Here is a 10,052-nt window from a genome sequence, read left to right on the forward strand (position 1 = left end):
GGCGGCGCCCGCGACGCCGGGCCGGGCGTGGCGCAGCGCAACACCCATGCCGATCCGATCGACTGGCGCGGCGGCCGCGGCTTCGCCGGCATCGACCGGGCGCTGGCGCCGGTCCTGCGCCATCTGGCCGACCGCCGCAGCGGCACCGCCGACCCGGAGGAGCCGACCGGCCTCCTGACCCACCACCTGGCGCATGACGACGAAGGATGGATCTTTCTCGACGGCCTGCTGACGCTGCTGGCCCGGCATCCGGCCGTGGCCTGGCCGGATGCCGACAGCCTGTTCGGAGCCCGGACATGACCGCCCACCGCTATGACATGGCCGAGCTGGGGGGCGACTACGCGCGCGGCGCGGCCGGGGTGGCGCTGACCGCGCTGCCGCTGATCCTGCTGCCGATGCACTGGATCGTCGCCGTTGCCTTCAGCGCCGCGGCGCTGGTGTTCCTGGCCTTCCTGCTGCGCACCTGGCTGCGGCACCGCAGCGTGATCGAGGCCGACGACCAGGGCATCGTCGCCCACGGCCCGCTCGGCACCCGCATCGCCTGGCGCGACCTGTCCGGCTTCCGGCTGCGCTACTTCTCGGTCCGGCGCGACCGCCAGCGCGGCTGGATGCAGCTGGACCTGCGCGGCAGCGGCCGGCGCCTCAGGGTCGAATCCACCATCAGCGGCTTCGACGAGATCGTGTCGCAGGCGCATGACGCGGCGGTCGCCAGGGCGCTGCCGATCGACGATTCGAGCCAGGCCAACCTGATGTCGCTCGGGGTGGTCACACCCCAGGCTGGGCTGGCCGAGCGCTGGGGCGTTCGCCCCGCTACAGACGGGCCCGTCGCCGATGGACCGGCCACCGACAGGCCCGAGGAATGAGGGGTCCGCCGCGGTGACCGACATCCTGCGCCTGCACGATCTGCGCATCGGCTTCGCCGTGCCCGGCGGCACGCTCGAAGCCGTGCGCGGCGTGTCGCTGCGGGTGCCGGCCGGCAAGACCGTCGCCGTGGTCGGCGAAAGCGGCTCCGGCAAGTCGGTGCTGGCCCAGTCGGTGATGGGCATCCTGCCCAGCAACGGCCGGGTCACCGGCGGCAAGATCCTGTTCAGCGACCCGGACAAGCCGGGCACGGTCGTCGACCTGGCCAAGCTGCCGCAGGAAAGCCCGGAATATCGCGACATCCGCGGCGGCCGGATCTCGATGATCTTCCAGGAGCCGATGACCTCGCTGTCGCCGCTGCACACGGTCGGCAACCAGATCGTCGAGGCGGTGCGGCTGCACCGGCCGGTCGGCCCGGCCGAGGCGCGCGACCTGGCCCGCGAGATGCTGCGCCTGGTCGGCTTCCCCAACCCCGCCCGGGCGCTGAAGACCTATCCGTTCGAGCTGTCGGGCGGGCTGCGCCAGCGCACCATGATCGCCATGGCCCTGGTCTGCCGCCCGGCCCTGCTGATCGCCGACGAGCCGACCACCGCGCTGGACGTCACCATCCAGGCCCAGATCCTGAAGCTGATGCAGGACCTGCAGGCCGAGCTGGGGATGGCGATCATGATCATCACCCACGATCTCGGCATCGTCGCCAACATCGCCGACGAGGTGGTGGTGATGTATCGCGGCGAGGTGATGGAATCCGGCCCGCTCGGGCCGATCTTCACCGATCCCCGCCACCCCTATCTGAGGGCGCTGCTGCGGGCGGTGCCGCGCTTCGACATGGGGCATGAGCGGCTGATGCCGATCCGCGAGATCCGGCAGGCCGACGGCCACATGATGGGGACCGGCAAGAAGACCTGGACCGAGGCGGCGGAGGCGGCCGGCCCGCTGCTGACGGTCGAGGGCATCTCGAAGACCTTCGCCATCCGCAACAGCGGCCTGTTCGGCGGCGGCCGGGAGGAGCGGATCATCGCGGTCGACGACGTCTCCTTCACCATCCGCCGCGGCGAATGCCTGGGGCTGGTCGGCGAATCCGGCTGCGGCAAGACCACCCTGTCGAAGATCCTGATGCGGGCGCTGAGCCCGGATGACGGCAGCATCGGCTTCAACGACCACGGCAAGGCGCTCGACGTGCTGGCGCTGGAGGGCCAGGACCTCAAGGCCTTCCGCCCGCGCATGCAGTTCATCTTCCAGGACCCGTTCAGCTCGCTGAACCCGCGGATGACGGTGTTCGACATCCTGACCGAGCCCTTGACCATCCACGGCATCGGCACCCCGGCCAAGCGCAAGGCGATCGCCAAGGAGCTGATGGAGCTGGTCGGGCTCGACATCCGCCACCTGCAACGCTACCCGCACAGCTTCTCCGGCGGCCAGCGGCAGCGCATCGGCATCGCCCGGGCGCTGGCGCTGCGCCCCGACCTGGTGATCTGCGACGAGCCGGTCTCGGCGCTCGACGTCTCGATCCAGGCCCAGATCCTGAACCTGCTGAAGGACCTGAAGGCCCGGCTGGGCCTGACCTATCTGTTCATCAGCCACAACCTGGCGGTGGTCGACTACATCGCCGACCGGATCATGGTGATGTGCCGCGGCCGGGTGGTGGAGCTGGCGCCGCGCGCCTCGCTGTTCGCCCGGCCGGTGCACCCCTACACCAAGGCGCTGCTGGCCGCCGTGCCGGCCCCCGACCCGTCGCGGCGGCTGGATTTCGCGGCGCTGATGGGCGGCCGGGCCTCCGACCCCGGGGCGTGGCCGGCGCCGTTCACCCTGGGGCCCGACAAGCCGGGCCGGCTGGTCGAGGTCGACAAGGGCCATTTCGTCCGCGCCACCGAAGCGCCCGCGCTGGAGCTGGTCGCGTCATGACCCGTTGGCTCGCTCTCCTCGTGATCCTGCTCGGCCTGGCCCAGGCCCCGCCCGCGGCCGCCGGCCCGGTGCTGGTCGAGACGCCGCTCTACGAGCAGGACGTCGCGGCCGGCAAGCTGCCGCCGGTGGCAGAGCGCGTGCCGCAGGTACCGTCGGTCGTCGACATGGCGGCGGAGGGCAAGGAGCCGGGCAAGCCGGGCGGCGAGATCGCCTGGATGGTCGCCCGCGCCCGCGACATCCGGATCATGAACACCTATGCCTATGCCCGGCTGGTCGGCTACGGCCCGGACTTCAAGCTGCATCCGGATCTGCTGGAATCGGTCGATGTCGAGGGCGAGAAGGTGTTCACCCTGCATCTGCGGCCGGGCCACAGATGGTCCGACGGCCAGCCCTTCACCAGCGAGGATTTCCGCTTCTCCTGGGAGGACATGGAGCTGGACAAGGAGCTGTCGCCCTACGGCCCGGACACCCGGATGCTGGTCGAGGGCGAGCTGCCGAAGGTCGAGTATCCGGACCCGGTGACCGTGCGCTTCTCCTGGTCCAGGCCGAACCCGGAGTTCCTGCCGGCCCTGGCCGGCCCGGCACCGCTCTATCTGTTCGCGCCGGCACACTATCTGAAGCAGTTCCACAAGAGATACGCCGACGCCAAGGCCCTGGAGGCGCTGGTCAAGCAGGCGGGCATGCGCAACTGGGTGGCGCTGTTCAACCTGCGCAGCAAGCTGATCGATTCGGCCAACCCCGACCTGCCGGTGCTGGAGCCCTGGGTCGTCACCACCAAGGCGCCTGCCGACCGCTTCGTCTTCGTCCGCAACCCTTACTACCACCGCATCGACAGCCAGGGCCGGCAGCTGCCCTATCTCGACCGCGTCATCGTCAACGTGGTCGAAGGCTCGCTGATCCCGGCCAAGGCAGGCGCCGGCGACGCCGACCTGCAGCAGCGCGGCCTGCGCTTCGACAACATCAGCTTCCTCAAGGCCGGCCAGGCCGCCGGCCAGTACAAGGTCCGGCTGTGGACCACCGCGCTGGGCTCCGAGGTCGCCCTCTATCCGAACCTGAACTGCAACGACCCCGACTGGCGGAAGCTGAACCGCGACGTCCGTGTCCGCCGCGCTTTGTCGCTGGCGATCAACCGGGACGAGATCAACCAGGTGGTGTTCTTCGGCCTGGCCCGGCCGAGCCAGAACACGGTGCTGCCGGAATCGCCCTTCTACGACCCGGCGCTGGCGACGGCGTGGACCCAGTTCGACCTGGCCGAGGCCAACGCCCTGCTGGACGAGGCCGGCCTGACCCAGCGCGACAGCGACGGCATCCGGCTGATGCCGAACGGACGGCGGCTGGAGATCGTGGTCGAGAGCAACGGCGAGCGCAGCATCGAGGCCGACATCCTGCAGCTGATCCGGGACAGCTGGGCCAAGATCGGCGTCGCCCTCTTCACCACCCAGTCGCAGCGCGACGTGTTCCTGCAGCGGATCTTCTCGGGCGACACGGTGATGTCGGTGTGGACCGGCATCGACAACGCCCTGGTGACGCCGACGACGGTGCCGTCGGGCCTGGCGCCGGTCGACCAGAACTGGCTGCAATACCCGAAATGGGGCCAGTACGTGCAGACTCGCGGCACCGCCGGGGAGAAGCCGGACGAGCCCTTCGCCGAGCAGCTGATGGCGCTGTACGACGAATGGCGCACCACCGCCGACAAGAGCCGGCGCGACGCCGTCATCCGCGAGATGATCCGGATCCAGTCGGACCAGGTCACCTCGATCGGCACGGTGCAGGGGGTCCTGGCCCCGGTGGTGGTCAAGACCCGGCTGCACAACGTGCCGGAGAAGGGGATCCTGTCCTGGGACCCGGGCGCGCATTTCGGCATCTACCACCCCGACACCTTCTGGGTGGACCCATGACAGCGGGGACGGCCATGGCGCGGGGGGCAAGGATGTCATGCTGAGCTATATCGCCCGGCGCATCCTGGTGATGATCCCGACCCTGCTCGCGATCAGCTTCATCAGCTTCGCCATCATCCAGCTGCCGCCCGGCGACTACCTGACCACCATGGTCAACGAGCTGCGCAGCCGCGGCGAATCGCTCGACCCCAACCAGATGCAGTTCCTGCGGGAGAACTACGGGCTCGACCAGCCCTTCCTGCTGCAATACCTGGCCTGGCTGGGCAACTGCCTGCGCGGCGATTTCGGCTGGTCGTTCGAGTACAACATGCAGGTGACCGCTGTCGTCGGTGACCGCATGTTCCTGACCATCCTGCTGACCTTCGCCACCACGATTTTCATCTGGGTGGTGTCGTTCCCGATCGGGATCTATTCGGCCACCCACCAGTACAGCGTCGGCGACTACGGGCTGACCTTCCTCGGCTTCCTCGGCCTGGCCACCCCGAACTTCCTGCTGGCCCTGGTGCTGCTGTACCTGGCCAACCAGTGGTTCGGCATCTCCATCGGCGGGCTGATGGACCCGAAATACCTTGACCAGCCGATGAGCTGGGCCAAGTTCGTCTCGGTGCTGAGCCATCTCTGGGTGCCGGTGATCGTGATCGGCACCTCCGGCACCGCGGCGATGATCCGGCGACTGCGCGCCAACCTGCTGGACGAGCTGCAGAAGCAGTACTACGTCACCGCCCTGGCCAAGGGCATGAAACGGCGCCGGGCGCTGCTGAAGTACCCGCTGCGCATGGCGCTGAACCCGTTCATCGCCGATATCGGCAACATCCTGCCGCACCTGATCTCCGGCGCCACCATCGTCTCGGTGGTGCTGAGCCTGCCGACCGCAGGCCCGCTGCTGCTGTCGGCGCTGCAGAGCCAGGACATGTATCTCGCCGGCTCCTTCGTGCTGTGGCTGGCGATGCTGACGGTGATCGGCACGCTGGTCTCGGACCTGGCGCTGGCGGTGCTCGACCCCCGCATCCGCCTGTCGGGAGGGGCCGTGAAATGAGCGACGTGCCCCGCGAGCCCCAGCACTACGTCAACCCGGCGCCCTGGGACCCCTATCTCGAGGCGCCGCTGACGCCGCAGCAGGAGCGCTACTTCCTGGCCTCGCAGTGGCGGATCATGTGGTGGAAGCTGAAGCGCCACCGCCTGGCCACGATCTCCGGCGCGGTGCTGCTGCTGGCCTATCTCTCGATCCTGGTCAGCGAGTTCCTGGCGCCCTACGGGCTGGACAGCCGCCACACCGGCCACATCTACGCGCCGCCGCAGCAGGTGCGGTTCTTCCACGAGGGCAGCTTCGTCGGCCCCTACGTCTACGGCTACCAGTACTCGCTCGACATGGAATCGATGCGGCGGGTCTACACCGAGGACCGCTCGCAGCCGCAGCCGCTGCGCTTCTTCTGCCATGGCGACGGCTACCGGTTCTGGGGAATGCTCGAGGCCGACCTGCATCTGGTCTGCCCGCCCGAGCGCGGCACCTTCTTCCTGTTCGGCACCGACCGGCTGGGCCGCGACATGCTGAGCCGCATCCTCTACGGCGCCCGGATCTCGCTGACCGTCGGGCTGCTCGGCGTCACCGTCAGCTTCGTGCTCGGCATCGTCATCGGCGGCCTCGCCGGCTATTACGGCGGGTGGATCGACAACGTCGTCAACCGGCTGATCGAGGTGATCCAGAGCTTTCCGCAGCTGCCGCTGTGGATGGCCCTGTCGGCGTCCCTGCCGGTGACCTGGAGCCCGATCGTGGTGTTCATGGGCATCACCATCATCCTCGGCCTGGTCGAATGGACCGGCCTGGCCCGGTCGGTGCGGTCGAAGCTGCTGGCGTTGCGCGAGGAGGATTTCTGCGTCGCCGCCCAGCTGATGGGCGCGCGGCCGCGGCGGATCATCTTCCGCCACCTGCTGCCGAGCTTCATGAGCCACCTGATCGCCTCGGCCACGCTGACCATCCCGGGGATGATCCTGGGCGAGACGGCGCTGAGCTTCCTCAACCTCGGCCTCAGGCCCCCGGTCACCAGCTGGGGCGTGCTGCTGAACGAGGCGCAGAACATCAACGTCGTCGCGCTCTACCCCTGGCTGCTGATGCCGGTGCTGCCGGTGATCATCGTGGTGCTGGCCTTCCAGTTCTTCGGCGACGGCCTGCGCGACGCCGCCGACCCATACCGGTAAAGAGTTTCTTCGAACAATCACAAGCCAATCGGATGAAGAGACTGAACCACGTTGCATTCGGTATTTCCTGTCGTTGCCGGGCTTGACCCGGCAATCCAGGGGCCACTCAGAGCGACATCGACATTCCCTGGATGCCCGGGTCAAGCCCGGGCATGACAATAAATAGACAAATACTTCTTCATCAGATTGCCTATGAACAATCGTATTGCAATTTGCACTGCGATCGGACTGTCATTCCGATGGGAGATTCCGATGGCCAGCAACGCCGACCGCAAGGACCATCCGATTTCGATGCGCCTCCCCGAGGCCGACATCGCGCTGATCGATCGGGCTGCCGGCCTGCGCGGCCGGTCGCGCTCGGACTTCGTGCGCGATGCAGCCGTTCGCGCCGCCGAGGATGTGCTGATGGAGAACCGGCTGATTCGTATGAGCCCGGCAGGCTTCGGGGACTTCATGGCGGTCCTGTCCGCTCCCGCACGCCCGGTGCCTGAGATGGCGGAGTTGGCGAGGCGTCCCGCACCGTGGGAGCCGGGCGCCGCGAAGGCGCGCTGAGCCTTGCCGCTCTCGGCGCCCGAACCACCGACCACTTTGGCCTGAAACTATTGACCCGTCATGGCGAGCCCCGAAGGGGCGTGGCCATCCAGCGGCACCGACCACTGGATGGCCGCGGCGCTCCGCGCCTCGCCATGACGAGGAAGGGTCGGAGAGTCCATCTCAATGCCTACAGATATGCCAGCGGCTGCGACGCCTTCTCCAGCCACAGGCTGGTCTCGGGCGTGCCGTCGCGCAGCGGCAGCTGGCCGATCACGGTGCGCGACACCGCCTCGGCCATCCGCGTTGCCGCGTAGTGGCTGGCGAAGACCGGCTTGAAGCCGCCGCCGGTCAGCAGCGCGGCCACCACCTGCTGCTCGTTGTAGCCGCGCCAGCCCCATTCGTCGGGATAGGGGTCGGGCAGGCAGATGTCGTGGATGTGCACCAGCACGCCCGGCGCCAGGCAGGGCAGGATCTGGTTAACCAGGAAGTCCACATCGGTGCCGGGCATGGCGATGTGGCTCGAATCGATGAACAGGATGTCGCCTTCGGCCAGGTCGCGATACGGCTCGACCCCGGCCTCCTGCACCGTCTGCTCGAGATGGGTGATGCCGAGCTCGGCGATGCTGGCCCGCGGCGCCGGGTCGATGGCGGTGAACTCCATCGCCAGGTCGCCATCGACCGCCGCCCGGATCATGAAGCGGGTGGAGTGGCCGGAGCCGACCTCGACGATCCGCGCCGGCTGCCGCGCCCGCACCATGGCGTAGGCCGCGGCGGCGTCGAGCCGGGCGAACCAGCCCTGGTTCCAGCGCGGCTGCGGCGGCGGCGATTCGCGCTCGGTCGCGCCGATCGCCAGGAGCCCGTCGCGATAGCCGTCGATGACGTCGAGCACGGCCTGGAACACCGGCTCGGAGGAACGGAACAGCGCCTCGTGCCCGGCATAGGGCAGGAGCGTGTCCGGCACCTCGTCGGCATAGCTGCAGGGGATGAAGAAGCCCTTCGGCTGGCGGCCGAACAGCGTGGCGAGGCCCAGGCGCCAGCGTCGCAGGCGGCGGCCGAGATCGGGAGGAACTGTATGTGAGCTCAAGGGTGCAACGTCATGCCTTCATGCGCGACCAGCGTCCCGGGACGCCGGCGGTCGGCGGCATCCGCGATCCGGTCCAGGAACGCGTCATCGTGATTGGGATCGTGGTGGAACAGCACGACCCGGCCGACATCCGCCGCATCCGCGAGCTTGAGTGCCTCCTGCCAGGTCGAATGGCCCCAGCCGACAAATCTCGGATACTCCTCATCCGTGAACATGGCGTCATACACCATGATGTCGGCGCCGCGAACGAAATCGGCGATGATCGGGTCCACACCCTCCGGCCGGTGCTCGGTGTCGGTGATGATGCAGATGCTCTTGCCCCCGACATCGATGCGGTAGCCGCAGGCGAGGTTCGGGTGGTTGAGCCAGCAGGTGTTGAGCGTGATGCCCGGGAAGGGCTCCATCGGGGTGCCGCAGTCGAAATCGTGATACTCGCAGTCCTGGAAGACGCCGATCGGCACCGGGAACAGCGGCGCCATCATCGTCTCGCACAACACCGAATAGATCGATTTGTTCTGCGGTTTCAGGTGGCCGGCCCAAAAACGCACCTTGCGGCCCTTGGCGTAGGCCGGCTTGAAGAACGGCACGCCGCAGACATGGTCCCAATGGGTGTGGGTGAAGAAGACGTCGACATCCGGCCGCCCCTCCTCCATCAGCCGGTGGCCGAGGTCGCGCAGACCGGTGCCGCCGTCGATGACCAGGAGGTCGTCGCCGCGCCGGATCTCGATACAGCTCGTGTTCCCGCCGTAGCGCATGTTGCAGGAGGCCGGGCAGGCGATGCTGCCGCGAACACCCCAGAACCGGAGCATGAGGTCGCTCGTCTTCGCCATAGGCGCGTCAGTCTGACTCTCGGCGCGCGGGAAACCATCCGTCACGTCCGAGGACGCCGGCGGAGGAAACATTCGCGCACCGAGTCGCACGAGTCGAGAAAAAAGGTCTTTTCGACATATTGATGGTGAAACACGGCCGGGCCCCCGTGTCTGTGTCGCCCGTCACAGGATGCATCGCCGGAGTCACGGCCCTTTCTCCTCGCCCGGCCCCTGCCCGCCCAGGGCATAGCCGCCGGGGACGGTCAGCAGCAGCGCCGGCCGCGCCGGGTCGGCCTCGATCTTGCGCCGCAGACGATAGATATGGGTCTCCACCGTGTGGGTGGCGACCCCGGAGGCATAGCCCCACACGGCGTCGAGCAGGGCGTCGCGCGGCACCCTGGCGCCGTCCTGCCGGCGCAGATGGCGCAGGATCGCCGCCTCCTTGGCGGTCAGCCGGATCTCCCGCCCGTCGGTGGTGTGGATCAGGCGCAGGCCGGTGGGGTCGAAGCGGTAGGGGCCGAGATCGGGGTCCGGCCGGGCCTGGCCGCGCCGGGCCAGGGCGGCGCGCAGGCTGGTCAGCAGCACGCCGATCCGGATCGGCGGGCGCAGCGTCGCATCGGCGTCGGCGAAGCGCTCGGCCCGGTCGCCGATCGCCAGGATCGGCCCGGCGAGGCCGGAGTCGCGCAGCCGGCCGCACAGCGTCTCGGGCGCCGGACCAGCGCCCCCAGAGTCGTCAAGGAGGGCATCATCGACGATCGCGTCGGC

General features: G+C 68.6%; 9 protein-coding genes and 1 pseudogene. 7 read left to right on the forward strand and 3 right to left on the reverse strand.

Annotated elements, in window-relative coordinates; translation table 11 throughout:
• From ACTOWL_RS36680 to ACTOWL_RS36710, 7 genes and pseudogenes are all read left to right on the forward strand, one after another.
• Positions 1 to 300 (forward strand): annotated as a pseudogene (locus ACTOWL_RS36680) (hypothetical protein); the annotation flags it as partial.
• Positions 297 to 863 carry a hypothetical protein gene (locus ACTOWL_RS36685; RefSeq protein WP_441326252.1) on the forward strand — a complete coding sequence of 189 codons (567 nt, stop codon included), beginning with the start codon at positions 297 to 299 and terminating at the stop codon, positions 861 to 863. The pseudogene ACTOWL_RS36680 and the gene ACTOWL_RS36685, both read left to right, overlap by 4 nt.
• Before the next feature lie 13 nt (positions 864 to 876).
• The gene (locus ACTOWL_RS36690; protein ID WP_441326253.1) at positions 877 to 2,766 is read left to right on the forward strand and encodes an ABC transporter ATP-binding protein; all 1,890 of its coding nucleotides are present in this window, start codon (positions 877 to 879) and stop codon (positions 2,764 to 2,766) included.
• Positions 2,763 to 4,664 carry an ABC transporter substrate-binding protein gene (locus ACTOWL_RS36695; RefSeq protein WP_441326254.1) on the forward strand — a complete coding sequence of 634 codons (1,902 nt, stop codon included), beginning with the start codon at positions 2,763 to 2,765 and terminating at the stop codon, positions 4,662 to 4,664. The genes ACTOWL_RS36690 and ACTOWL_RS36695 overlap by 4 nt, the downstream gene beginning before the upstream one ends.
• A gap of 37 nt (positions 4,665 to 4,701) precedes the next feature.
• Complete coding sequence (locus tag ACTOWL_RS36700; RefSeq protein ID WP_441326255.1) at positions 4,702 to 5,700, forward strand: ABC transporter permease; 999 nt, start codon at positions 4,702 to 4,704, stop codon at positions 5,698 to 5,700.
• Positions 5,697 to 6,860: an ABC transporter permease gene (locus tag ACTOWL_RS36705; protein ID WP_441326256.1), complete on the forward strand. Its 1,164-nt coding sequence runs from the start codon at positions 5,697 to 5,699 to the stop codon at positions 6,858 to 6,860. The genes ACTOWL_RS36700 and ACTOWL_RS36705 overlap by 4 nt, the downstream gene beginning before the upstream one ends.
• Positions 6,861 to 7,112: 252 nt before the next feature.
• Positions 7,113 to 7,412 carry a type II toxin-antitoxin system TacA family antitoxin gene (locus ACTOWL_RS36710; protein ID WP_441326257.1) on the forward strand — a complete coding sequence of 100 codons (300 nt, stop codon included), beginning with the start codon at positions 7,113 to 7,115 and terminating at the stop codon, positions 7,410 to 7,412.
• Positions 7,413 to 7,581: 169 nt separating this feature from the next.
• Here the strand turns inward: ACTOWL_RS36710 and ACTOWL_RS36715 are convergent, their stop codons facing one another.
• The 3 genes from ACTOWL_RS36715 to ACTOWL_RS36725 all read right to left on the reverse strand — a co-directional run.
• Positions 7,582 to 8,478: a class I SAM-dependent methyltransferase gene (locus ACTOWL_RS36715; RefSeq protein WP_441326258.1), complete on the reverse strand. Its 897-nt coding sequence runs from the start codon at positions 8,476 to 8,478 to the stop codon at positions 7,582 to 7,584.
• A complete protein-coding gene (locus tag ACTOWL_RS36720) occupies positions 8,475 to 9,287 on the reverse strand; it encodes an MBL fold metallo-hydrolase (protein ID WP_441326259.1) in 813 nt (270 codons plus the stop codon). The genes ACTOWL_RS36715 and ACTOWL_RS36720 overlap by 4 nt, the downstream gene beginning before the upstream one ends.
• Positions 9,288 to 9,491: 204 nt before the next feature.
• The coding region (locus ACTOWL_RS36725; RefSeq protein WP_441326260.1) for a winged helix-turn-helix domain-containing protein at positions 9,492 to 10,052 on the reverse strand (561 nt) is incomplete at its 5' end.

The sequence above is a fragment of the Inquilinus sp. CA228 genome (assembly GCF_052078665.1).
Classification (GTDB): Bacteria; Pseudomonadota; Alphaproteobacteria; order DSM-16000; family Inquilinaceae; genus Inquilinus.

What these genes read in the sequence shown, in the direction of transcription:
- ACTOWL_RS36685 (WP_441326252.1), top strand. Translation starts at nt 297, where the DNA reads ATGACCGCCCACCGCTATGACATGGCCGAGCTGGGGGGCGACTACGCG.
- ACTOWL_RS36695 (WP_441326254.1), top strand. Translation starts at nt 2,763, where the DNA reads ATGACCCGTTGGCTCGCTCTCCTCGTGATCCTGCTCGGCCTGGCCCAG.
- ACTOWL_RS36700 (WP_441326255.1), top strand. Translation starts at nt 4,702, where the DNA reads ATGCTGAGCTATATCGCCCGGCGCATCCTGGTGATGATCCCGACCCTG.
- ACTOWL_RS36705 (WP_441326256.1), top strand. Translation starts at nt 5,697, where the DNA reads ATGAGCGACGTGCCCCGCGAGCCCCAGCACTACGTCAACCCGGCGCCC.
- ACTOWL_RS36710 (WP_441326257.1), top strand. Translation starts at nt 7,113, where the DNA reads ATGGCCAGCAACGCCGACCGCAAGGACCATCCGATTTCGATGCGCCTC.
- ACTOWL_RS36720 (WP_441326259.1), bottom strand. Translation starts at nt 9,287, where the DNA reads ATGCTCCGGTTCTGGGGTGTTCGCGGCAGCATCGCCTGCCCGGCCTCC.